Origin of the sequence: Flavobacterium ginsenosidimutans, assembly GCF_003254625.1 — a bacterium.
GTDB classification, from domain to species: Bacteria; Bacteroidota; Bacteroidia; order Flavobacteriales; family Flavobacteriaceae; genus Flavobacterium; species Flavobacterium ginsenosidimutans.
In genome coordinates, this window is the sequence record NZ_QJRJ01000082.1 from 590,269 (window position 1) to 615,392 (window position 25,124).

Genomic DNA, 25,124 nt, shown 5'->3' on the forward strand with positions numbered 1-25,124 from the left:
AATATAAAACATACAGATGAATCAACCATTAGCATATGTTCATCCAGGCGCAAAAATCGCTAAAAACGTTGTAATAGAGCCATTTACAACAATTCACAATAATGTTGTTATTGGTGATGGTACTTGGATTGGTTCAAACGTGACCATTATGGAAGGCGCTCGAATTGGTAAAAATTGCAACATTTTTCCAGGAGCCGTAATTTCTGCTGTGCCACAAGATTTAAAATTCGGAGGTGAAGATTCTCTTGCTATTATCGGTGATAATTGTACAATTAGAGAATGTGTAACTATAAATAGAGGAACAATTGCTTCTGGTCAGACTGTAATTGGTAACAATTGCTTAGTAATGGCTTATGCTCACATTGCACACGACTGTGAAATTGGAAATAATGCAATTATTGTAAACGGTGTTGCTTTGGCAGGTCACGTAGTTGTTGGAAATCATGCAGTTATTGGAGGTTTGGCGGCAATTCACCAATTTATTCATATTGGAGATCACGCTATGATTTCTGGAGGATCTTTGGTTAGAAAAGACGTTCCTCCATTTACAAAAGCAGCAAAAGAGCCATTGTCTTACGTTGGAATTAACTCGGTTGGTTTAAGAAGAAGAGGATTTACTACTGAAAAAATTAGAGAAATTCAGGAAATATACCGAATTTTATATCAAAAGAATTACAATACAACTCAAGCCTTAAGTATTATTGAGGCCGAAATGGAAGCTACTCCTGAAAGAGATGAAATTCTAGATTTTATTAGAAATTCTTCTCGAGGAATTATGAAAGGTTACTCAGGAAACTATTAATTTTAGAGTTTAGATTTCTGATTTTAGATTTCTAAGCTGTAAATTGAAAAATATAAAATTAAAAATGAAGATTGATTCTTTGTCTAGGAATCTAAAATCTATCCCGAAGCTTCGGGGCTAAAATCTAAAATAAAAAAACAAATGGCATCTACATCAGATATTAGAAACGGATTGTGTATTAAATTTAATCACGACATCTATAAAATTATTGAATTTCTTCACGTAAAACCTGGAAAAGGTCCAGCTTTCGTAAGAACAAAACTAAAAAGTTTAACTTCAGGTAAAGTATTAGATAATACTTTTTCAGCAGGTCATAAAATTGATGTTATTAGAGTTGAAACGCACACATTTCAATATTTATATCCAGAAGGTGATGAGTTTCACTTCATGAACGCTGAAACTTTCGAGCAGATTTCATTGAACAAAAACATCTTAGATGCTCCAGATTTGTTAAAAGAAGGAACAAACGTAATGGTTCAAATCAATACAGAAACAGATTTGCCGTTATCTGTAGATATGCCAGCATCTGTAATTCTTGAAGTTACTTACGCTGAGCCAGGAGTTAAAGGAAACACAGCTACAAACGCAACAAAAAATGCTACAGTAGAAACAGGTGCTAACATTAACGTTCCGTTGTTCATCAACGAAGGTGATAAAATTAAAATCGATACAGCTTCAGGTTCTTACATGGAGCGTGTAAAAGAGTAGTTTTTTAATTAAGATAAATTTGACAATGAGTCAATTAGATAATTTGTGAATCGACATAATTTTGTATATTCACATTCTAATTGACTCATTTTCTAATTGACAAATTTTCTAATTATAATATATGAAATTTCCAAAGAGTCATTCTTTACAAGAAATTGCAAATTTGCTTAACTGCAAATTTATTGGAGACAAAAACTTTCAAGTTTTAGGTATTAACGAAATACATGTCGTTGAACCTGGTGATATTGTTTTTGTTGACCACCCAAAATACTACGACAAAGCTTTGCAATCGGCAGCTACGATAGTTTTGATAAACAAAGAAGTAGAATGTCCAGAAGGAAAAGCCCTTTTAATCTCTGATGATCCATTTAGAGATTTTAATATTCTTACCAAACATTTTAAACCTTTTCAATTTGCTAATGTTGCCATTGCGCCTTCTGCAGAGATAGGGGAAGGGACAGTAATTCAGCCAAATAGTTTTGTTGGTAACAATGTTAAAATTGGCAAAAACTGTTTAATCCATTCTAATGTTTCAATTTACGATCATACTGTAATTGGGGACAATGTAATTATCCATGCAGGAACCATTTTAGGAGCAGATGCTTTTTATTATAAAAAACGTCCTGAAGGTTTTGATCAGTTGATTTCCGGCGGAAGAGTTGTTATTGAAGATAATGTTGGTATTGGTGCGCTTTGTACAATTGACAAAGGGGTTACGGGAGATACAACTATTGGTGCAGGTACAAAATTAGATAACCAAGTACATGTTGGACACGACACTGTTATTGGGAAAAAATGCTTAATTGCTTCTCAAACTGGTATTGCAGGCTGTGTGATTATTGAAGATGAAGTAACGTTGTGGGGGCAAGTTGGTACAACTAGTGGTATAACGATTGGAGCAAAAGCGGTTGTGATGGGACAGACGGGTGTAACCAAGTCAGTTGAAGGAGGAAAATCTTATTTTGGTACTCCAATCGAAGAGTCAAGAGAAAAATTAAAGCAATTAGCTAATATCAAGAAGATTCCTGAAATATTAAGTAAATTGAAGTAATATGTCTATTAAAGAATTTGTTCAGAAATTTTACAAGTCAGATGCCTTAATTGATAGCGAAATTTTAAAAACATATCTGCATCCTGATGTTACGCTTGAATGGAACAGCAGTAAAGGTTTTATTCAGATGGATTATGATTCTATTGTTGAAATGGCTAATGAACTTAGTCGGGCTTACGTTCGTTCTAAGGTGAGAATTAGTCATATTCTTGCGGAAGATGATTTAGTATCAGTACGTTACTCTCATTTCGTAAAAACAATAGAGAATCCGAGGGAAGAGATGTTATTGGCGCATTTTGCAACAATTTGGCAGATCAAAGACGATAAACTTTACAGAGGTTATCAAATGAGTCAATTTTCTTAATATTTTTTTGACAATAAAAGAGGCAAAATACATTACAAAACCTTATTTTTGCAACACAAATTTAAAAACTACATAAAATATATATCATGAGTGTTTTAGTTAATAAAGATTCCAAAATAATTGTTCAGGGATTTACAGGAAGCGAAGGTACTTTCCACGCTTCTCAAATGATTGAGTACGGTACTAATGTTGTTGGGGGTGTTACTCCAGGAAAAGGTGGTACTAGCCATTTAGATCGTCCAGTTTTTAATACAGTAAAAGATGCTGTAGATCAAGCTGGTGCTGATACTTCTATCATTTTTGTTCCGCCAGCTTTTGCTGCTGATGCAATTATGGAAGCTGCTGATGCTGGAATTAAAGTAATTATTGCTATTACAGAAGGAATTCCTGTAGCAGATATGATTAAAGCAAATAATTATGTTAAAGAAAGAAATTCAAGATTAATCGGTCCAAACTGTCCAGGTGTAATCACTCCAGGTGAAGCTAAAGTTGGTATTATGCCAGGTTTCGTTTTCAAAAAAGGAACTGTTGGTATCGTTTCTAAATCAGGAACTTTAACTTATGAAGCTGCTGACCAAGTTGTAAAACAAGGTTTAGGTATCACTACAGCAATTGGTATTGGTGGAGATCCAATCATTGGAACTACAACTAAAGAAGCTGTTGAATTATTAATGAACGATCCAGAAACTGAAGTTATCATCATGATTGGTGAAATTGGTGGTCAATTAGAAGCTGATGCTGCAAGATGGGTAAAAGCTGATGGTAACCGTAAACCAGTTATTGGATTTATCGCTGGAGAAACTGCTCCTGCTGGTAGAACAATGGGTCACGCAGGTGCTATCGTTGGAGGTTCTGATGATACTGCTGCTGCTAAAAAACAAATCATGAGAGACAACGGAATTCACGTTGTTGATTCACCAGCTGAAATTGGTAAAAAAGTAAAAGAAGTACTTGGATAATCTTCAAGTTTCGAAATAATAAATTTCAAAAAAGTCTCAACTTATAATTGAGACTTTTTTACATTTTAAAGGCTGAGGCATAAATGAAAAAAACTTAGCATCTCAGAACCTCAGTATCTTAGAAGCTAAAAATAGAAAGATGAGTAAAGATTTAGAAAAATTTAAAGTAAGCAATAGTTTTACTTTTAAAGTTGAAGATAGTTTAGAACAGGTTTGCAATGCTCCAGAAGGAAGTGCAGGTATTTTTGTTGTATATGCTGTTGAAGGTGACGCAAAAGAATTGATCATGGTAGGTTCTACAGGAACTGTTCAGAATGATGGAACGCTAAAAAGTAAAAATGGCGGACTTTACGATAAAATCGTAAACGGGCATCAGTTTGCAAAAACAGGTAGAAAATATTCTTGGCCAGCACAAATGAAATTAGAAAATATTTCTGAGCTTGAAGTTGTTTGGTATGAAACTTTTACAGCAGATGTAAAAGCAATACCAACTGCTGTTGAAGGACAAGTTTTGCAAAATTTCTTAGATGAAAATGCAAAATTACCTAGATGGAATGTAGCATTCTAAAATTAGAATAGTCAATAAAAGAGAGCCTTGCTAGAGATAGTAAGGCTTTTTTTTATTGGATTTTCTTCATGAGAATTTTATATTATCTAGTCTTATAAAATTCTAGGTCATTACATAAGTAAAATAAACAATTTTCTGAGGTATTTTTTGTATTACAAATTTTATTAAACGCCCAAATACTCTATATTTGTAACTCAAAAAATAAAACGAATACCTTAATATGAAATTACTAGAAGGAAAAGTTGCAATTATTACTGGTGCAAGCCGTGGAATTGGAAAAGGAATTGCTGAAGTTTTTGCTAAACATGGAGCAAACATTGCTTTTACATACAGTTCATCTGCAGCTTCTGCAGAAGCTTTAGAAGCAGAATTGAATAGTTTAGGAGTAAAAGCTAAAGGATACCAATCTAACGCAGCAGATTTTAAAGAAGCTCAAACTTTTGTTGATGCTGTTTTAGCTGATTTTGGAACTGTTGATATTTTGATCAACAACGCTGGAATTACAAAAGACAATTTGTTAATGCGTATGTCTGAGGCAGATTTCGACCAAGTAATTGATGTGAATTTGAAATCAGTTTTTAATATGACTAAAGCGATTCAGAAAACTTTCTTGAAACAAAGAGCAGGATCTATCATTAATATTAGTTCTGTTGTTGGAGTTTCTGGAAACGCGGGTCAAACAAATTATGCTGCATCTAAAGCTGGTGCAATTGGATTTACTAAATCTGTAGCACTTGAGTTAGGTTCTCGTAACATTCGTTGCAATGCGATCGCTCCAGGTTTTATTGAAACTGAAATGACTGCAAAATTAAGCGAAGACGTAGTAAAAGGATGGAGAGAAGGTATTCCGTTGAAACGCGGAGGAACTACAGAAGATGTAGCAAATGCTTGTTTATTCTTAGCTTCAGACATGAGTGCATACATTACAGGACAAGTTCTTAATGTTTGTGGAGGAATGCTAACCTAAGGTACTGAGGTACTAAGTTGCAAAGGTTCAAAGGTTTTGAAATCTTTGAATTATTAATATCTTCCAATTACGAAATAAATTATGACGACAAACACGATTCTTTTATTATTGCTTTCTTTAGTAATTGCTGGTGGGTTGTCGTATTTTCAATATTTTTTTAAAGCCAAAAGTAAATCCAATGTGATTATACTTTTGGCTTTTTTACGTTTTTTGGCCATTTTTGGATTATTGGTTTTATTGATCAATCCTATAATTTCTAAAAATTCTTTGGAAATTACCAAAACGCCTTTGGCAATTGTTGTCGATAATTCAAGTTCAATAACGGCTTTAAAATCAGATCAAAAAGCGGTTGAATTATATCAGAAACTGGTTTCGAACCCTGCTTTAAAAGAAAAATTCGATATACAATCGTATCAATTTGACAATGATTTTAAAACTTCAGATAAATTTGATTTTAAAGGGAATCAGACCAATTTAGATGAAGTTGCTAAAAATCTAAAAAGCATCAATAAAAACCTGATTTTCCCGACGGTTATAATTACCGACGGAAATCAAACTACAGGAAACGACTATGTATATCGTTTTGATCCTGTCAATAAAGTTTATCCTTTGGTTGTGGGAGATACAACTACTTTTTTTGATTTAAAAATCAATCAGTTAAATGTAAATAAATACGCTTTTCACAAAAATAAATTTCCTGTTGAAGTTTTTCTGCAATATGCCGGTGACAAAACTGCCAATGCAGAATTTACCATTTCTCAAGGAAATACCGTTGTAGCGAGAGAAAAACTTTCATTTTCGCCATCTAAAAAAACATCTTCTATAAATCTGCTTCTTCCAGCAGATAAAGTAGGATTGCAGATTTACAAAGCTAGTATTCAATCTTCAGTAAAAGAAAAGAATAACTACAATAATATTAAAAATTTTGCAGTAGAAATTATCGATCAAAAGTCTACAATTGCTATTGTTTCGGCTATAAATCATCCAGATATTGCAGCTTTAAAACGTTCAATTGAAGTTAATGCACAACGTAAAGTGATATTGGTTAAGCCAAACCAAATTAATGATTTACAAGATATTTCTGTTTTAGTTTTATATCAGCCAACAACAGCTTTCAAAGCAATATTTGACAACAATAAATTAAAAGGAACAAATACCTTTATTATAACAGGAAACAACACCGATTTCAATTTTTTAAATCAGCAGCAAAATAATCTGATTTTTAAAATGAGCAATCAGCGAGAAGATTTTCTTAGCGAATTCCATTCCGATTTTAATCTATTTGCAATTGATGATATTGGTTTTGAAAATTTCCCGCCTTTACAAAATCCATTTGGAAATATAAGTACAAACGGAAATGTCTCTGTTTTGCTTTCGTCAAAAATTAGAAACGTTTCTACGAATGCGCCTTTATTGGCTTTCGCCGAAAATCAAGGAAAAAGAACGGCTTTTCTTTTAGGAGAAAATAGTTGGAAATGGCGTTTGCAAAGCCATGTTGACAATCAGTCATTTGAAAAATATGATGTTTTTATTGATAAAATCGTTCAATATTTAGCATCATCGGCTTCAAAAAAATCTTTAGTGGTAACACACGAAAGCTTTTACAATTCTGGAGAAGAAATTATCATCAATGCACAGTATTTCAATAAAAATTATGAGTTTGATGAAAAAGCTAGACTTACAATCAGTGTTGTAAATGCAGAGACAAAACAAACTAAAAATTACGATTTACTAAAAGGAAGTAATTCTTTTTCAGCTAATTTAGAAGGACTTCCTGCTGGAAAATATAACTTTACAGTAAAGGAATTAAATTCAAATACCTCATACGCAAGCCATTTTGAAATTTTAGATTTTGATATCGAAAAGCAATTTGTAAATCCAGATGTTACTAAATTACAGCAATTAGCACAACAAACTAGTGGAAAAGCTTTTTTTGAAAATCAAGCTGATAACTTGATTAGCACTCTTTTAGAAAACAAAGAATACAAATCGATCGAGAAAAGTATTTCTAGTAAAACTCCAATTATTGACTGGGTTTGGCTTTTAATTCTAATTGCAATCTTATTGACGACAGAATGGTTTGTTAGAAAATATAATGGATTACTGTAGTTAAGGTACAAAGGTTCAAAGGTTTTCCAAACTTGAAACTTTAAACCTGAAACAAAAAAATAACGACAATAAAAATGGACTTCAGGCTAAAAGTTTTCTACACGGTTGCGCTCCGCCTTAATTTTACTAAAGCGGCAACGGAATTGTATATTACTCAGCCGGCGGTTTCTAAACACATTCAAGAGTTAGAAGAAACTTATAAGACCAAACTTTTTGAACGAAACGGTTCTAAAATCGCTTTAACTCCAGCTGGAAAAATCCTTCTAAAATATACTAAAAGTATTTTTGATATCTACCGTGAAATAGATTTTGAAATGAGTTCGTTCAATGCAGAACGTCAAGGTTTGTTGCGATTAGGAGCAAGTACAACCATTTCTCAATATGTTATTTCACCAGTTTTGGCGCGTTTTCATCAGAAGCAAAAAGATATAAAAGTCAATTTGTTGAATGGAAATACAGAACAAATCGAAAATGCCTTAATCAATAAAGAAATCGAAATCGGAATTGTAGAAGGGCAGTCTAAAAATCAATCTATAAAATACATTCCATTTTTAAAAGACGAATTGGTTTTGGTTTGCAACAGTAAAAATCCTTTCGTAAAACAAAATGAAATTTCATTAAATGATTTAAAATCAATGAAATTCATTACGCGTGAACGTGGATCTGGAACACTTGAAGTTATAGAATTTGCTTTGAAAAAAGCGGGTTTAAAATTTAACGATTTGCAAATAGAAATGCAATTAGGAAGTACTGAAAGCATAAAATCATATTTATTGAACTCAGATTGCTTTGCTTTTATGTCTATTCATGCAGTAAATAAAGAATTGAAAAACAATGAATTGATTGTTCTAGATGTGGAGAAGTTATCTATAGAAAGATATTTTTACATTATAACCTTACAAGGAAAATCAGACTCTTTATCCGAGTTATTCATTCAAAATCTAGGTAATCATTATAATTTGAAGTTATAGTCGATTGCAATTTACGATTGGCGATTTAGATAGAAACAATAGAACTTTGCAAAGTAAATATCAATTGCCATAATTTTGAAAACAAAACAAGAAACAACAGCACAATTATTTGAAATCAATCAATCATTACAGCAAGTACTTTTTCTTGCCGTAATTCTTTTGTGCTTATTTTCGATTATTTCTCCGCCAATTGCACTTTTATTGGGAGTTTTAATTGTGAACCTTTTCGGGAATCCATTTGTGGAATTCAATCATAAAGCCATTACATTTTTATTGCAGTTTTCAGTTGTTGGTTTGGGATTCGGAATGAACGCTACAAGCGCAGTTTCAGCTGGAAAAGAAGGTTTTTTGCTAACTGTTTTTTCAATCTTCACGACTTTAATTTTCGGATTTTTGTTGGGGAAATGGCTTAAAACAGAGAAAAAAACGTCTCATTTAATTTCTTGTGGAACAGCTATTTGTGGAGGAAGTGCGATTGCAGCTATTTCGCCTGTTATCAAATCAAACGAAAATCAGACTTCAATTGCTTTAGGGGTTATTTTTATACTAAATTCAATTGCCTTGTTTGTTTTTCCGTTTATCGGACATCAATTAGATTTGTCTCAAAAAGATTTTGGTCTTTGGTGTGCCATTGCAATTCACGATACAAGTTCAGTTGTTGGGGCTGCAAATAAATATGGTGCAGAAGCGCTACAAGTTGCTACAACGGTAAAATTAGCAAGGGCTTTATGGATTATTCCTATTTCGATCTTGACTGCTTTTTTCTTTAAAAGACAATCCCGAAGCGTCGGGACAAAGATTAAAATTCCTTATTTTATTGGCTTGTTTATTCTGGCAATGTTAGTAAATACTTATTTTTCATCAACAGCAATTTTTACAGCACACATTGTTGGAATTGCAAAAATTGGTTTAACTATCACTTTGTTTTTAATTGGAGCTACTTTAAATTTTGCGACTTTAAAAACAGTAGGAGTAAAGCCTTTGCTTCAAGGAATTTTTCTTTGGATTTTTATTGCAGTTTTAGCTTTAGTGTCAATACTTTATTTAAGTTAAATCTATTTTACGTTTGAAAATTTCACAATTGGTTTATCAATCATTTTGTAAAATTTTCCTTTGAATGAATAGCGTCTTTCAATCTCAAAATCAAATGCTTTTTTGGTTTTGGTCATTGTTGCAATTTCTTCAGGAAATTCAACGTCAAATTCATCTTCACCTCTTGCTTTTATATTATAAGTTCCTTTTGTAGTAATAATAATATCTCTGAAATGTTTCTTAGAATTGTCATTGACTACTTTGTAAGATCCGCTCCAAGCAATAAAAGAAGAGTTAGTTAACTGATAATTATTGACTTCCAGAATGGGCTGATATTTTCCGCCAAAACCAGCAATGAGGTAAAGATAGCCTTCGTAAGCGCCGCCAGCACCACCATTTGCATGAATCAAAGTAAAAGCATATTGATCTTCTCCAATTTCAACCAATTTAGGAGTCGGACATTGAGCAAAAGCCCCAAATGCAGCAACTGCAGGTTGAAAAGATCGCATTTCCCAAGAATTGCCATTTTTTGTAAATTTTGCCAAGCCAAGTAAGCCTCCAGAAAAACGTCCTGTTTGGAGTCCGTCTTCGTCATGAACAGAATGATTAAAGGCTAAAATTTTAAACTGATTCCCTTTTGAATCACTATAATCGATATTAGCTATAAGTCTTGTGGCAACGCCTTCTGTATAAGGAAACATTTGATCGCCTTCTACGCCATTTACATCAAGAAAAGGAGAAGGTTGGCATGATTTGCATTTCCAGCTTATAAAAGTGTTTTTGTCAGAAAGATGATATAAATTGCCAGGAAACAGTTTTTGCATTGTTTTCTCACCGTTTAGCGGATCGGAAACTTTAAGGATTCTTTTTGGGTTTAATATGGTATCGCTAACATTTTTTAGCTGTAAATCAGTTTCTTGTGCAAAGCAAAAAGTAGAAATTAATAGAAATAAATTTAAGGTAATCTGGCGCATAAAATTGAATTTTGTTAGTAAAGCAAATGTATAAAGAAAATTAGTGTTAATATACGCTTGTACTGTTTTTACAGCTTAAAATCTCAAAAAATTAAAATTGTAGAATCTTGTTGATAGTATTTTTTGCGTATTCTTTAATTAAAGCTAAATTTGCTCCCTCTAATAAAAAAACAAATGAAAAAAATCCAAATGAGACCAAAATTAATCGCTTTCGGTGTTTTAATTATTGGCTTTATTACTCTATCATGGGGAAATGTTGGCCATGAACGTATTAACAAAGCAGCTGTAATGGCTTTACCAAAACAATTGCAGATATTTTTTTACAATCACATTGATTTTATTACTCAAGAAGCTTCGGTTCCAGATATCCGTAAGTATGCTTTAAATTATAAAGAAGAAGGTCCAAGACATTATTTTGATATGGAAAACTTTGGATCTGCTGACAGTTATCCAAAGACATTAGAAGAAGCAAAACAAAAGTACGATGCTAAATTTTTGAGCGATAATGGAATTTTGCCTTGGTATCTTGAAGAAATGATGGCAAAGTTGACTAAAGCTTTTAAAGAAAAAAATAGATCTGAAATCTTATTTCTTTCTGCAGATTTAGGTCATTATGTTGGTGATGCACACATGCCATTGCATACTTCTGCAAATCACGATGGGCAATTGACTGATCAAAAAGGAATTCATTCACTTTGGGAAAGTAGATTACCAGAGTTATTTGTTAAAAATTACAAATTAAACGTTCCTGAGGCACAGTATTATGCAGATGTTCATAAAGCAATTTGGGACTTGATTAATGATACTCACAGTTTAGCGCAACCTTTATTAGATATTGATAAAAAACTAAGAACTGCAACTCCAGAAAACAAAGTTTTTGAAATGGATGCAGAAGGTAAAATCGCAAAAACGAAATACAATACCTCTAAATTTACTGATGAATATGCTGCAAAATTGCATGCAGAATTGAACGGTATGGTTGAAAATCAAATGAAAAAAGCAATTGCTGCAACAGCAAGTTTTTGGTATACTGCTTGGGTAAACGCAGGAAAGCCAGATTTAAGTGATTTAGATTCGCCAGCTGTTACTCAAAGAAACTATCAATTCTTGCAAGAAGATTTAAAATTATATCAGAAAGGGAATTTATTCGGAATGAAGAATCAAAACGACTAAATTTTCGTTTCAAGTTAGTTTTTGAAACCTAAAAAAAGGCCTCAAATCGTAAAGATTTGAGGCCTTTTTCAATAAATTGTAATCAATTAATTATGAACATTGGCATATAGTTTCTTATTCTTATTTGCTAAATCTTTAAACTGATATTCCTTTTCTTTCAATACATAAGAAGCTGACTGATAGTATGAAATGGTTTCGTCAGCTAAATTTTTATTTTCAGCTTTCAGTGGAATTTCATCATAATGAATTTGATATTCGGGAGAAATTCCAGATTTTTCATTAAGTTTTAACTGAAACTGTTTTATCTGCTGTTTTGGAGAAAGAATCGTTAAAACGTTGTCTTTTATTAAACCTAAATCCTGATAAGTTGCTATAAAAGCTCTAGGTTGATAATCTGATTTAAAGACATCACAACCAAAGAATTTACTTTCGTAATCAAAATTAAGCAATCCAAATAATGTTGGCATTACGTCAATTTGAGACATCAATTTATTAAATTTTTCAGGCTTCGCATTTGGAATATAAATTAAAGCCGGAATTCTATATTTGTCTACAGGAAGCTCCGTTTTTCCTGCGCTCGAAGCACAATGATCTGCAATAATTACAAAAACGGTATTCTTGAACCAAGGCTGTTTTTCAGCTTGTTTAAAGAATTGGCTTAAAGCGTAATCGGTATATTTTACACCTCCGTCACGAGATTTGATGTTTCCAGGAATATCAATTTTATTATTAGGATATGTAAAAGGTCTGTGATTACTAACTGTCATTATATGGTTGAAGAAAGGCTTGTTTTGCTTTGCTTCAACATTCATGATTTTGATCGCTTTATTGTACATATCTTCGTCACAAACTCCCCAGACATTAGAAAAAGTCACTTCGTTTTCAGTAAAATTCGATTTGTCAATAATTTGATATCCATTTCCAGAATAAAAATCTTGCATATTATCAAAAAAAGCATCGCCGCCGTACATGAATTTTACATTGTAACCTTTTTGAAGAAAAACAGATCCAGTCGAAAATTTATTTTTGTTATCCTCTCTTTTCACAACACTTTCACCAGCAGTAGGCGGAAGGCATAAAGTAACCGCTTCTAGACCGCGTACAGTTCTGTTTCCAGCGGCATATACATTTGTAAACAGTAAGCTTTTTTGAGCAAGGCTATCTAAGAAAGGAGTAATATTTTGTTTGTTTCCGTACATTTTCATGAAATCAGCACTTAAACTTTCAATCGTAATTAAAACCACATTTTTGCGTTGTTCGAGCGAATCTTCTTTTATTTCGCGCAAAGTGTTTTTTCCTGAAATAGTTGGAATTTCTTGTTTTAATATCGCAAAGGCTTTTTCGTTTGGAATCGTTTTGTAGAATTTAAAATAATCCAATTTGTTGTTCTGAAAAGCCAAATAGAACTTGTAAATTCCATTCGATTGTAATTCATTCACAAATACGTTTTTAGAGTTTTCCGTTTTAGCTAAACTCGGAACAGCCAATAAAGAAAAAACAAATAAAACGGCGTAAACGGCTGTAATTTTTAATTTTTCATTGAAACTAGGAATTTCGTCAATATAGTTTCTTGATTTTTTTATAATGAAAAACGTAATAATTCCAGTGATAATAAACAAGGCAGAGAAAATTGGAACTACAGGATAAGATTGCATGATGTTTCCAATTACTTCGTTAGTATAAATCAGATAGTTTACAGCAATGAAATTGTATTTTACACCAAATTCATTCCAAAAGAAAAATTCGCTTATTCCATTTTGAAGAATTAATAAAACGTATAAAAAGATCACAAATGCAAAAAGCCAAAATCTAATTTTATCTCTTTGTTTTGGCAAGAAAAGAAAAAGTGAAAATAAAAGTGTTTTTATAGAAACAAAAATCAAAATGATTCTTGGTAAAGCGCCACCGTATTCATCAAAAATGCTTTTTCCAGAAGCCGTATAAATTAAAAGCGCTACAAAACCTCCAAGAATAATGTATCCGTAAGGTTTGTTGTATTTAGAATTTGAAATAAAAATAAGATAAAGCCACAGGAAGCCCGAAGCTAAAATAAAAACAAAAAAGTCTGAAACTAAACCTAATGAAAAGATTTTCAGGCTTTCAGTAAATGTAAACGAACTTTGTGTAATTGGATGAAATAGTAAAACTATTCTAAGTATGAAACTCACAATAAAATAGAATACTGTAAGATTGTAAAAAGGTGAAAGTTTTTTATAAAAATCCATATGTTTTATTTTTTTACAAAATTACTTTCGAATGATTAACGCTAGATTAAGTTCAACTTTTACCTTACTTAACATTAACTTAATGTTTGCTTAAGATGCTGATTATCTTTATTTCTTGATATTTAGGTCTATTTCTGAGAGTGAAATTCTCTATCTTTGAATTGTAAAATGGAATGCGAATCTTAATTAAATACGATAAATGCATATTTTAATAGTAGAAGACGAATTAGGAATTGTCCAGTTTCTAAAACAAGGTTTACAAGAAGAAGGCTATCAAATAACTACTGCGAGTGACGGTTCTAAAGGTTTTGAACTGGTTCAAGAACAAAAGTTTGACCTGATTCTTTTAGATTGGATGCTGCCAAAAATCAACGGACTTGATCTGTGTAAAGCCATTAGAGTTAAAGACCAAACTACGCCAATTATTTTTTTAACAGCAAAAGATACCGTGCAGGAAACAATTGAAGGATTGAAAGCGGGCGCAAACGATTATATTAAAAAGCCTTTCAGTTTTGAGGAATTGGTTGAGCGTGTTAAGGTGCATTTTAGGAATAAAAATCAAACTGAGAGCTTGACGCTTGGAAACATTACAATGGATTTGTCTAAGCACATTGTTTTAAAAGGTGAGGAGGAAATTTCGTTAACGCAGCGAGAGTTTGAGTTATTAGCGTATTTGATTCAGAATAAAGGAAAAGTTTGTACTAGAAATCAGATTTTGAGAGATGTCTGGGAAATCAATTTTGAATATGATACAGGTGTTATAGATGTTTTTATGAATGCAATTCGTAAAAAGCTAAACCTGAAAATTGAAGAAGATTACATAAAAACCATCCGCGGCATAGGTTATATTGCCAATGATTAACACATGACATCATTATCCTTTAGAAATAGAATTGCATTAAATTATATTGTAGGAACTGGACTATTGGTTTTAGCAGTCTTTTCGGCTATTTATTTTATTGTAAAACTGACGGTTTACAATCATATCGATGAAAATCTAAACATAGAAGTTCAGGATCATTTAAAAGAACTAAAAATTGAAAATGGTGTTGTGATTTTTATGGATGCTGAAGAATGGGAGGAAAGAGAACACAATTCTGTTGACGTAAATCCAGTTTTTGTTCAGTTTTTAGATTTGAACAAGAAAATCATTGAAAAGTCTCCTAATTTAAAGAATGAAAAGCTCGTTTTTCATGACAATAAAGATCATTTTGAGCTTTATGATACCAAATTATTGGACAATAAAATTCGTCAAATTCAAGTTCCGCTACATATAAAATCAAGAAAAATAGGGTATTTAATTATTGCCATGTCATTGTCTGATTCTTCAAAGGTTTTGGATAATCTGATGGATACTTTGCTGATTACTTTTCCAATCATTCTGTTGATTTTGTTTTTTCTTGCGAGATTTTATGCTGGGCGAAGTATTAAACCGATAAATAACATTATTCAAACCTCTAAGATTATTACAAAAGACAATCTTAAAGCGCGAATTCCGTTGCCAAAAACAAGGGATGAATTGTTTACACTTTCCAAAACAATCAACAATTTATTGAATCGAATTGAAGATGCAATTGAGCGTGAAAAACAGTTCACTTCTGATGCTTCGCATGAGTTAAGGACGCCACTTACTGTTATTAAAGGAACACTTGAAGTGCTTATCCGTAAACCTAGGGATAGCAAGGAATACGAAGAAAAAATCAATTATTGCATTAATGAGGTTGACCACTTAAATTCTCTCGTAGATCAGTTGCTTATGATGGCTAGATTTGAGAATCAAAAACAGAATATTCTTAAAGAAAATGTTTATCTAAATGCAGTAATTTTAGATGTCCTCAAATTAAATATAGAGAAAATTAAATCAGAAAGAATTAATGTGATTTTGGATGCTTCAGAGGAGTTTTATATTTATTCAGATAATTATTTGGCGGTAACGATTCTTCGAAATATAATTTCAAATGCTATAAAATACTCAAAACCTGACAGTGAGGTTAAAATTTCATTATCGAGAGAAAATCATAAAATAAACTGTATTATTTCAGATCAAGGAATCGGAATTGCGAAGAAAGATTTAGAGTCTATTTTGAATCCGTTTTTTAGATCAGATTCGTTAAATCATTCTGAAATTAAAGGAACTGGACTTGGTTTATTTATTGTAAAAAGAATGACAGATTTGCTTCAGATTAAATTTAAAATTGAAAGCGAAATCGGAAAAGGAACTAGAGTATTGCTAGTTTTTGAAGAATATAATAATTCGTTAAAGTAATTCTAAAATCATTAAGCAAAATGCTGTTGAAAGCGTTTTTTAACAATAAACTACCGTTAAGTTAAAATAAAAATTGCTTTTTAATTATTTTATCTAGTATATTTGCAACCGAATCAAAGAAGTAAACAACAAAACAAATCATGATTTCAATTCAATTACATCATCATCATTTACATTATTGCTCTCAAGCGATGTGTTAATGGTATGCATGTAAATCATCATATTTTAAAACCCGTTTGAGTACATCAAACGGGTTTTTTAATTCTAACTCTCTTTGTACTCAAACTATTAATCCAAACAAACAACTAAAAAATGAGTACTTTAAAAATTGCAATTCAAAAATCTGGTCGTTTAAACGAAGACAGTATCCAAATTCTAAAAGACTGCGGTATTTCAATCAACAACGGAATCGATCAATTAAAAGCAGAAGCTTCAAATTTTCCTCTTGAAGTTTTATATCTGAGAAATTCTGATATTCCGCAATATTTAATTGATGGAGTTGTAGATTTAGCAATCGTTGGTGACAATCTTTTGGTAGAAAAAGGAAAAGGAATTGAAGTAGTTCAGAAATTGGGATTCTCAAAATGCAAAGTTTCTGTAGCTGTTCCAAAAACTTTTGAATACAATTCAGTTCAAGATTTAGCCAATCTTCGTGTTGCGACTTCATATCCAAACACTGTTAACGAATATTTCAGTAAATTTGGTCTAACTGTCGACATTCACCAAATTTCTGGTTCTGTTGAAATTGCCCCAAATATTGGTCTTGCAGATGCAATTGTAGATATTGTTTCAAGTGGAAGCACTTTATTCAAAAACAACTTAAAAGAGGTTGAAGTTATTTTGAAAAGTGAAGCAGTTTTAGCAGTTTCTCCAAAAGTTTCTCCAGAAATCCAAAAACACATTGATACGTTAAAATTCAGAATTCAAGCGGTTTTAAGAGCTAGAAATTCAAAATATATCCTAATGAACGTTCCAAACGATAAAATCGATGCTGTTGGAAAAATTCTTCCAGTTTTGAGAAGTTTAACGGTTCTTCCGTTAGCGCAAGAAGGTTGGAGCAGTGTTCACTCTGTAATCGATAAAGATACTTTTTGGGACGTAATCGACCAGTTAAAAGAAGTAGGAGCGGAGGGAATTCTGGTTTGCCCAATTGAGAAAATGGTTCTGTAGGGCTTCGCCCGCTTTAGGCAGTAGGCTTTAAGCTTTAGGCTTTAGAAAAGTTTGCTCCCTAAGAAAAAAAATAAACACAACGTTAATAAAGCCTAAAGCCTACAGCTTAAAGCTTAAAGCTTAAGAAAATGAATAAAATAGACAATCCAAAACCAGAGATCTGGTCAGAAATACTAAAAAGACCAACTCAAACTGTTGACGATATCGAAGTTACGGTAAAAGAAATCTTCAAGGAAGTTCAAAGAAAAGGAGATGAAGCTGTAGCTAAATATACTTCGATTTTTGACGGAATTTCTTTAGATAATTATGAAGTTTCTCAAGAAGAAATTAATGAAGCGATTAGCTTGATTCCTAATGAATTAAAAGAAGCTATTGAATTAGCAAAAAACAATATTTATAAATTCCACAACGCTCAAAAAACTGATAGAGTGGAAGTTGAAACAATTGAAGGAGTAAATTGCTGGCAGGAAAAAAGACCAATTCAGAAAATTGGATTATACATTCCAGGAGGAACAGCTCCCTTATTTTCTACTGTTTTAATGTTGGCAGTTCCAGCTGAAATTGCAGGCAGTAAAGAAGTCGTATTGTGTTCTCCGCCAGATAAAAAAGGAAAAATTAATCCAGCAATTTTATATGCGGCAAATTTATGCGGTGTAACTAAAATTTTAAAAGTTGGCGGAATTCAGGCGATTGCCGGAATGACTTTCGGAACGCAATCCATTCCTAAAGTGTATAAAATTTTCGGACCTGGAAATCAGTTTGTAACAGTAGCAAAACAATTGGCAACGCAATTTGGAGTTGCAATCGATATGCCTGCAGGACCTTCAGAATTATTAATTGTGGCTGATGACACAGCGGTTCCTGCTTTTGTTGCTTCAGATTTATTATCTCAGGCAGAACATGGAACAGATAGTCAGGTGATTTTAGTTTCGACTTCAAGAAAACTAATTGATGAAGTTGAAAAAGAAGTTCAATCACAACTAGAAGTGCTACCAAGAAAAGCAATCGCAGAGAAAGCAATCGAAAACTCAAAATTGATTTATGTAGAAAACGATCAAATTGCTTTAGATTTAATCAATGAATATGGGCCAGAACACTTTATAATCTGTTCAGAATATGATGATTTCTACTGTAACGGAATTGTAAATGCTGGTTCTGTTTTCATCGGAAATTATACGCCAGAAAGTGCTGGAGATTACGCTTCAGGAACAAATCATACATTGCCAACAAATGGTTATGCTAAAAATTATAGTGGTGTAAATCTGGATAGTTTTATGAAATCGATGACATTTCAAAAAATTACCAAAACTGGAATTTTGAATATAGGAAGCGCTATTGAAAAAATGGCTGAAGCTGAAGGTTTACAAGCTCACAAAAATGCTGTAACACTTCGATTAAAAGACTTAGAATAAATAAATAAAACAATGAGTACCTTCGATATAAATACTATAACACGTGTAAACGTGAAATCTTTAAAACCGTATTCTTCTGCAAGAGATGAGTTTGAAGATTTCGATACAGCCGATATGATTTTTCTGGATGCCAATGAAAATCCGTTTCAAAATGGAGTAAATCGTTATCCTGATCCGCAACAGAATTCGGTTAAAGCTATTTTGGCTAAGAATAATTTAGTAAAACAAAATCAGATTTTGCTAGGAAACGGAAGTGATGAAGTTTTAGATTTACTTTTCAGAGCTTTCTGCGAACCTAATAAAGACAATATTATTTCGTTGTCACCAACATACGGAATGTATGGCGTTTTAGCGAATATTAATGCTGTTGAAAACAGAGAAATTCTCCTATCGACAGATTTTCAGCCACAAGTTGAAAAGATTCTAGAAGCGGTTGACGAGAATACAAAAATCATCTTTTTATGTTCACCAAATAATCCGACAGGAAATTCCTTTTCAGACGAAAGTGTGGTGAAACTGCTTCAAAATTTCAATGGCTTAGTGGTAATTGATGAAGCTTATATTGACTTTTCAGATAAAGAAAGCTGGCTGACAGAAATTGATGAATATCCAAATTTAGTCATTACACAAACACTTTCTAAAGCTTATGGTTTGGCTGGAATTCGTTTAGGAATTTGTTATGGTTCTGAAGCTGTAATTTCGATTTTAAATAAAATCAAACCGCCTTATAACGTAAACGAATTGACTCAACAACGAGCTATAGAACGTTTGAAAGATTCTGATAAAATAAAACAAGAAATAGCTTCTATTATTGAGCAGAGAGAAGAGTTGCTTAAAGTTTTACTTGAAGTAAGTTTTGTGGAAAAAGTATATCCAACAGAAGCTAATTTTATTTTGGCAAAAGTAGATGATGCTAACAAAAGATACGATCAGTTAATTGAAAAAGGAATCGTTATCAGAAACAGAACAACACAGCCTTTATGCGAAAATTGTCTTCGTTTTACAATTGGAACAAAAGAAGAAAATGCAGTTGTAATTAGAGAATTGAAACGATTAAGTTAGGAATTTATTTAACCGCAAAGTTCGCAAAGAATTACGCAAAGAACACAAAGTCATTTTGCCATCGAGATTTAATATAATTCGTGAATTCGTGGCGGAAAAAAAATAAAATATGAAAAAAGTACTTTTTATCGATCGCGATGGAACGATCGTTTTAGAACCTGAAAATTTACAATTAGACAGCTTAGATAAACTGGAATTTTATCCAAAAGCGTTTCAGTATCTGGCTAAAATTGCTAGTGAATTAGATTACGAACTAGCAATGGTAACCAATCAAGACGGCTTAGGAACAGATAGTTTTCCAGAAGATACGTTTTGGCCAACGCAGAATTTTATTCTAAAAGCATTTGAAAATGAAGGAGTTGTTTTTGATGAAATTTTTGTAGATAGATCTTTTCCAGAAGAAAATGCACCAACACGCAAACCAAGAACTGGAATGCTGACTAAATATTTAAATAATCCAGAATATGATTTGACTAATTCTTTTGTTTTGGGTGATCGTTTAACAGATGTTGAATTGGCTAAAAACCTTGGTGCAAAAGCCATTTTCATGAATGATACTGACGGAGCAGGAAGCAACGAAATTTCATCTAAACGTGAGGAATTAAACGAAACAATCGTTTTACAAACAATGGATTGGAAGAAAATCTATGAGTTTTTAAAGTTAGAGGCACGTTCAGCATCGATTACAAGAAAAACGAACGAAACAGATATTTATATCAACTTAAACCTTGACGGAACAGGAAAAAGCAAAATCGACACTGGAATTGCGTTTTTTGATCACATGCTAGATCAAATCTCACGTCACGGTCAAATGGATTTGGAAATCACTGTAAAAGGTGATTTAGAAGTAGATGAGCACCATACAATCGAAGATACAGCAATTGCTCTTGGAGAAGTTTTCGCGAAAGCACTGGGAAATAAATTAGGAATTGAGCGTTACGGATTCTGCCTTCCAATGGACGATTGTTTAGCGCAAGCAGCAATTGACTTCGGAGGAAGAAACTGGCTGATTTGGGAAACGGAATTTAAACGTGAAATGGTGGGAAAAATGCCAACTGAAATGTTCTATCATTTCTTCAAATCATTTACAGACGGCGCAAAAGCCAACTTAAATATCAAAGCCGAAGGAATCAACGAACATCATAAAATTGAAGCCATTTTCAAAGCTTTCGCGAAAGCAATAAAAGTAGCCGTAAAAAGAGACACCGAAAAAATGATTTTGCCTTCGACAAAGGGAATGCTTTAAAATTTGTTTCAAGTTTCAGGTTTAAAGTTTCAAGTTGCTCAACAGAACGTGAAACCTGAAACTTTAAACTTGAAACAAAACAAACAAAAAACAAAATGAAAATAGTAATTATAAATTACGGAGCAGGAAATATTCAGAGCATTATGTTTGCTATTGAACGATTGGGTTTTAAGGCTGTTTTGAGTAATAATACAGACGAAATTAAATCGGCTGATAAAGTGATTTTTCCTGGCGTGGGCGAGGCGAGTTCAGCGATGACAAAACTTCGTGAAAGCGGTTTAGAAAGTTTGATTCCGCAATTAAAACAGCCTGTTTTAGGAATTTGTCTTGGAATGCAATTGATGTGCAACAAAACAGAAGAAGGAAATACAGAAGGATTAGGGATTTTTGATGTTGATGTTTTGAAATTTTCAAACAACGTAAAAGTGCCACAAATGGGATGGAATCAGATTTATGATTTAAAAACCGATTTGTTCAAAGGCATTTCTGAGAATGAATTCATGTATTTGGTTCATAGTTTTTATGCGCCAAATTGCGATGAAGCTATTGCTACAACGAATTACGACGTTGAATATGCATCGGCATTACAAAAAGATAATTTTTACGGAACTCAATTTCACCCAGAAAAAAGCGGAGATGTTGGAGAAAAGATTCTAAGCAATTTTTTAAAAATGTAAATTCCAATTTGAAATATCAAAATTCAAAAACCAATCAAAATATCAATTTCAGTTTTAGTATCTAAATCTAAAATCTGAACTCTAAAATTAGAAAAATGCGAATAATACCAGCCATAGATATCATTGAAGGAAAATGCGTTCGTTTGTCCAAAGGTGATTATGATACCAAAATAATTTACAATGAAAATCCGCTTGAAGTGGCGAAATCATTTGAAGCCCACGGAATCGAATATTTGCATTTAGTAGATCTTGACGGTGCAAAATCAAGCAAAATTGTCAATTATAAAATATTAGAACAAATCGCCACTCAAACAAGCTTAAAAATTGATTTTGGCGGCGGTTTAAAATCAGACGATGATTTGAGAATTGCTTTTGAAAGCGGTGCAAATCAGATTACAGGCGGAAGTATTGCGGTAAAAAACAGAGCAATTTTCGAAAAATGGATTTCAGAATACGGTTCTGATAAAATTATTTTAGGCGCTGATGCTAAAGATGAAAAAATTGCGGTTTCTGGTTGGTTAGAGGATTCTGATGAAGATTTGGTTCCGTTTATTCAAGATTATCAAACCAAAGGAATTCAGTACGTTATTTGTACAGATATTGCCAAAGACGGAATGCTTCAAGGTCCAAGTTTTGATTTGTATGGTAAAATTTTAGCGGAAGCAAAAAGTATAAAATTAATCGCTTCTGGCGGAATTTCAACTTTCGACGAATTGCCAAAATTAGCTGAATTAGGCTGTGAAGGAACCATAATTGGAAAAGCGATTTACGAAGGAAGAATTACATTGAAACAGTTAGAGAATTATATAATTGGTTTATAGTTGTTAGTTGTCGGTTGATAGTTTATAGTATTAACCAACAACAATCAACCAATAACCAACAACCAAATTAAAAATGTTAGCAAAAAGAATTATACCTTGCTTAGATATAAAAAACGGAAGAACTGTAAAAGGTGTTAATTTCGTTGATTTGCGAGATGCTGGAGATCCTGTAGAATTGGCTGAAATTTATTCGGCTGAAGGTGCAGATGAATTGGTTTTTCTGGATATTTCAGCAACCGAAGAAAGACGTAAAACACTAGTAAATATGGTACGAAGCGTGGCAGAAAAAATCAATATTCCGTTTACTGTTGGCGGCGGAATTTCATCTGTAGAAGATGTTGATATTCTGCTTAATAATGGAGCTGATAAAGTTTCGATTAATTCATCGGCAGTAAAAAATCCGCAATTGATTAATGATTTGGCTCAGAAATTTGGAAGCCAATGTGTTGTGGTTGCAATCGATGCGAAACAAATCGACGGACAATGGATTGTACATTTGGTTGGCGGAAAAGTTCCAACTGAATTAAATTTATTCGATTGGGCTGTGGAAGTTGCAGAACGTGGTGCAGGAGAAATTCTATTTACTTCGATGGACAACGACGGAACTAAAAATGGTTTTGCAAATGAAGCTTTGGCGAAACTTTCAGAACTAGTAAATATTCCGATTATAGCTTCGGGAGGCGCTGGAAACATTCAGCATTTTGTAGATTCGTTTAAAGAAGGAAAAGCAGACGCCGCTTTAGCAGCAAGCGTTTTTCACTTTAAAGAAATAGAAATCAAAACCTTGAAACAAGAATTAAAAAACAATAATATAGAAGTTAGAATTTGAGAGGAAATTCCAAATTTTTAAATTCCAAATTCCAACCAATAAATAAAAAAATCAATTTCAGCTTTGAGAATCTAAAATCTGAAATCAAAAATCTAAAATAATTATGGACATCGATATCAAAAGCGCACACGGATTAATTCCGGCTATAATCCAAGATTCAGAAACAAAAAATGTTTTGATGCTGGGTTATATGAACGAAGAATCGCTTCAAAAAACAATAGAAACCCAAAAAGTAACTTTTTTCAGCCGTTCTAAGCAAAGACTTTGGACAAAAGGTGAGGAGAGTGGTAACTTTTTGAACTTAGTAAGTATCAAAAACGACTGCGACGGAGATACGCTTTTAATTCAGGCGAAACCTGTTGGGCCAACTTGTCACACAGGTGCTAATACTTGTTGGCAAGAGCCAAATGATGCGAATTACGGTTTTATTTCTCAGTTAGAAAATACAATTAAAACTCGTAGAGAAAATGCTGATTCTGAGAAAAGTTATGTAGCTTATTTGTTCGAAAAAGGCATCAATAAAATAGCTCAAAAAGTAGGTGAAGAAGCTGTAGAAGTTGTTATTGAAGCAAAAGATAGTAATGATGATTTGTTCCTTAGCGAAAGCGCGGATTTATTGTTTCATTATTTAATTCTGCTTCAAGCAAAAGGTTTTCAGCTGAATGATGTTATTGAAGTTTTGAAAAAGCGTCAGAAATAGGTTTTAAATAATAGAAATTGTCAATTAATATAGCCTGCGGTTTCAACCGCGGGAAACGTATTGTTATATTACATGCACTCCTGCGGTTGAAACCGCGGGCTATGTTTAATACTATTCGGTAAACTTAAAAACCGCAAATTGTGCTGATTGATGAAAACCAAACTTTGAAGTCGAAATGACAAACTATACGATTAAACAATTAACCAAATAAACGGTTAAACAAATTATTCGATAAACTCAAAAACAGCAAATTCTTCAGGCTGATGAAATCCAAATTTTGAACTCTTATAAGGGTGTAAAGCAAGATATTCAGTTGTGTTACCGTAATCAATTCTAAAAGCATTTCCTTTCCATTTCGTTCCGATTTTTGGTTTTATAAAGCCTCCATTTTCAATTTTTTCAAGACTAGAAAAGGGAATTTTTATTTCTGCTGTATATCCATCAGAATTTATATTGCTTACAGTTTCTATTCCTTTAATATCAAAATTTAGTTCAGTATTCCATCCTCCGCATTCTGGCGAAATACATTTTAAAAGCAAATCATAATTTGTAGAAAATGCATTTACTCCAACTTCAATATAATTGTGGCTGTCTCCATCTGGATCCAGAAAAATTTCAACCAAATCATCGGTGTAAAAAATTTGAGAATCTTTGTCTTGTGTTTTTCCAATAATATTAGAATCTGTGCATTTATAAGCTAAATAGAGATTTTTTTTATCCCACGAAAGTGAAACAAATGTATTCTGTACTGCTTTTTTTTCTGAATCATGAATTGCAAAAGGCCCTAAAAATGGAGTTTTCCAATCAGATAAATCGCCATCAATGCTTATTTTGCTTTTTGTTTTTGGAATTGGAATATTTTGCGAATTAACAGCTGCTGTTATTATTACGGCCAAAGACGAAAGTATGGTGTCAAATCTCATATTTAAATTCTAATATTTTGAAACCACTAAAATAGAGAAGATTAATTAAAATTGGAGGTATTTTTTTATCATCAAAATCATAAATTTTTAAATTACTTGATCTGAATGTTTACAT

Annotated in this window: 24 protein-coding genes; 21 read left to right on the forward strand and 3 right to left on the reverse strand. The window is 32.5% G+C overall.

Going from position 1 to position 25,124, the window contains the following annotated elements; all coding sequences use genetic code 11:
• Nucleotides 1-16 precede the first annotated feature (16 nt).
• The 10 genes from lpxA to DM444_RS23175 all read left to right on the forward strand — a co-directional run bounded on the left by lpxA (nt 17) and on the right by DM444_RS23175 (nt 9,552).
• On the forward strand, nt 17-802 hold the full coding sequence (lpxA, locus tag DM444_RS23130) for an acyl-ACP--UDP-N-acetylglucosamine O-acyltransferase (protein WP_091497682.1): 786 nt from the start codon (nt 17-19) through the stop codon (nt 800-802).
• A gap of 141 nt (nt 803-943) precedes the next feature.
• A complete protein-coding gene (gene efp, locus DM444_RS23135) occupies nt 944-1,510 on the forward strand; it encodes an elongation factor P (protein ID WP_095929274.1) in 567 nt (188 codons plus the stop codon).
• 121 nt (nt 1,511-1,631) lie between these two features.
• Nucleotides 1,632-2,561, forward strand: a complete 930-nt coding sequence (locus DM444_RS23140; protein ID WP_111291024.1) for a UDP-3-O-(3-hydroxymyristoyl)glucosamine N-acyltransferase — start codon at nt 1,632-1,634, stop codon at nt 2,559-2,561.
• 1 nt (nt 2,562) lies between these two features.
• Nucleotides 2,563-2,925, forward strand: a complete 363-nt coding sequence (locus DM444_RS23145; RefSeq protein WP_111291026.1) for a nuclear transport factor 2 family protein — start codon at nt 2,563-2,565, stop codon at nt 2,923-2,925.
• An 86-nt stretch (nt 2,926-3,011) separates the two neighbouring features.
• Complete coding sequence (sucD, locus tag DM444_RS23150; RefSeq protein WP_111291027.1) at nt 3,012-3,884, forward strand: succinate--CoA ligase subunit alpha; 873 nt, start codon at nt 3,012-3,014, stop codon at nt 3,882-3,884.
• A gap of 139 nt (nt 3,885-4,023) precedes the next feature.
• Nucleotides 4,024-4,452, forward strand: coding sequence for a hypothetical protein (locus tag DM444_RS23155; protein ID WP_111291029.1), 429 nt, complete (start codon nt 4,024-4,026; stop codon nt 4,450-4,452).
• A 220-nt stretch (nt 4,453-4,672) separates the two neighbouring features.
• Nucleotides 4,673-5,419, forward strand: a complete 747-nt coding sequence (gene fabG / locus DM444_RS23160) for a 3-oxoacyl-[acyl-carrier-protein] reductase (RefSeq protein WP_111291031.1) — start codon at nt 4,673-4,675, stop codon at nt 5,417-5,419.
• 81 nt (nt 5,420-5,500) lie between these two features.
• Entirely contained in the window at nt 5,501-7,528 is a 2,028-nt protein-coding gene (locus DM444_RS23165; RefSeq protein WP_111291033.1) for a hypothetical protein, read from the forward strand.
• Nucleotides 7,529-7,602: 74 nt separating this feature from the next.
• Nucleotides 7,603-8,499, forward strand: a complete 897-nt coding sequence (locus tag DM444_RS23170; protein ID WP_111291035.1) for a LysR family transcriptional regulator — start codon at nt 7,603-7,605, stop codon at nt 8,497-8,499.
• A gap of 75 nt (nt 8,500-8,574) precedes the next feature.
• Nucleotides 8,575-9,552 carry a YeiH family protein gene (locus DM444_RS23175; protein ID WP_111291037.1) on the forward strand — a complete coding sequence of 326 codons (978 nt, stop codon included), beginning with the start codon at nt 8,575-8,577 and terminating at the stop codon, nt 9,550-9,552.
• Between the two features lie 2 nt (nt 9,553-9,554).
• Here DM444_RS23175 and DM444_RS23180 read toward each other — a convergent pair whose 3' ends face one another.
• Nucleotides 9,555-10,505 (reverse strand): hypothetical protein, encoded by a 951-nt coding sequence (locus DM444_RS23180; protein ID WP_111291039.1) that lies wholly within the window; start codon nt 10,503-10,505, stop codon nt 9,555-9,557.
• Nucleotides 10,506-10,679: 174 nt separating this feature from the next.
• Here DM444_RS23180 and DM444_RS23185 point away from each other — a divergent pair, with 174 nt between their 5' ends.
• Nucleotides 10,680-11,678 (forward strand): zinc dependent phospholipase C family protein, encoded by a 999-nt coding sequence (locus tag DM444_RS23185; protein ID WP_111291041.1) that lies wholly within the window; start codon nt 10,680-10,682, stop codon nt 11,676-11,678.
• Between the two features lie 86 nt (nt 11,679-11,764).
• Here DM444_RS23185 and DM444_RS23190 read toward each other — a convergent pair whose 3' ends face one another.
• Nucleotides 11,765-13,903, reverse strand: coding sequence for an LTA synthase family protein (locus DM444_RS23190; protein WP_111291043.1), 2,139 nt, complete (start codon nt 13,901-13,903; stop codon nt 11,765-11,767).
• Nucleotides 13,904-14,102: 199 nt separating this feature from the next.
• On the opposite strand from DM444_RS23190, the gene DM444_RS23195 reads away from it, so the two are divergent.
• The 10 genes from DM444_RS23195 to hisIE all read left to right on the forward strand — a co-directional run bounded on the left by DM444_RS23195 (nt 14,103) and on the right by hisIE (nt 24,086).
• Nucleotides 14,103-14,765 carry a response regulator transcription factor gene (locus DM444_RS23195; protein ID WP_111291045.1) on the forward strand — a complete coding sequence of 221 codons (663 nt, stop codon included), beginning with the start codon at nt 14,103-14,105 and terminating at the stop codon, nt 14,763-14,765.
• 3 nt (nt 14,766-14,768) lie between these two features.
• Nucleotides 14,769-16,169 carry a sensor histidine kinase gene (locus DM444_RS23200; RefSeq protein WP_111291047.1) on the forward strand — a complete coding sequence of 467 codons (1,401 nt, stop codon included), beginning with the start codon at nt 14,769-14,771 and terminating at the stop codon, nt 16,167-16,169.
• 312 nt (nt 16,170-16,481) lie between these two features.
• Nucleotides 16,482-17,339 (forward strand): ATP phosphoribosyltransferase, encoded by an 858-nt coding sequence (gene hisG, locus DM444_RS23205; RefSeq protein ID WP_111291049.1) that lies wholly within the window; start codon nt 16,482-16,484, stop codon nt 17,337-17,339.
• Between the two features lie 128 nt (nt 17,340-17,467).
• Nucleotides 17,468-18,751 (forward strand): histidinol dehydrogenase, encoded by a 1,284-nt coding sequence (gene hisD, locus DM444_RS23210; protein ID WP_111291051.1) that lies wholly within the window; start codon nt 17,468-17,470, stop codon nt 18,749-18,751.
• A gap of 12 nt (nt 18,752-18,763) precedes the next feature.
• On the forward strand, nt 18,764-19,813 hold the full coding sequence (gene hisC / locus DM444_RS23215) for a histidinol-phosphate transaminase (protein WP_111291053.1): 1,050 nt from the start codon (nt 18,764-18,766) through the stop codon (nt 19,811-19,813).
• A 109-nt stretch (nt 19,814-19,922) separates the two neighbouring features.
• Nucleotides 19,923-21,059 carry a bifunctional histidinol-phosphatase/imidazoleglycerol-phosphate dehydratase HisB gene (gene hisB, locus DM444_RS23220; RefSeq protein ID WP_111291055.1) on the forward strand — a complete coding sequence of 379 codons (1,137 nt, stop codon included), beginning with the start codon at nt 19,923-19,925 and terminating at the stop codon, nt 21,057-21,059.
• A gap of 95 nt (nt 21,060-21,154) precedes the next feature.
• Complete coding sequence (gene hisH / locus DM444_RS23225) at nt 21,155-21,736, forward strand: imidazole glycerol phosphate synthase subunit HisH (protein WP_111291057.1); 582 nt, start codon at nt 21,155-21,157, stop codon at nt 21,734-21,736.
• A 95-nt stretch (nt 21,737-21,831) separates the two neighbouring features.
• Entirely contained in the window at nt 21,832-22,557 is a 726-nt protein-coding gene (hisA, locus tag DM444_RS23230) for a 1-(5-phosphoribosyl)-5-[(5-phosphoribosylamino)methylideneamino]imidazole-4-carboxamide isomerase (protein ID WP_111291059.1), read from the forward strand.
• Between the two features lie 73 nt (nt 22,558-22,630).
• Nucleotides 22,631-23,386, forward strand: coding sequence for an imidazole glycerol phosphate synthase subunit HisF (gene hisF / locus DM444_RS23235; protein WP_111291061.1), 756 nt, complete (start codon nt 22,631-22,633; stop codon nt 23,384-23,386).
• Nucleotides 23,387-23,486: 100 nt separating this feature from the next.
• The gene (gene hisIE / locus DM444_RS23240; RefSeq protein WP_317048493.1) at nt 23,487-24,086 is read left to right on the forward strand and encodes a bifunctional phosphoribosyl-AMP cyclohydrolase/phosphoribosyl-ATP diphosphatase HisIE; all 600 of its coding nucleotides are present in this window, start codon (nt 23,487-23,489) and stop codon (nt 24,084-24,086) included.
• Nucleotides 24,087-24,310: 224 nt separating this feature from the next.
• On the opposite strand, the gene DM444_RS23245 is transcribed toward hisIE, so the two are convergent.
• Nucleotides 24,311-25,009, reverse strand: coding sequence for a carbohydrate-binding family 9-like protein (locus tag DM444_RS23245; RefSeq protein ID WP_111291065.1), 699 nt, complete (start codon nt 25,007-25,009; stop codon nt 24,311-24,313).
• Between the last annotated feature and the right edge of the window lie 115 nt (nt 25,010-25,124).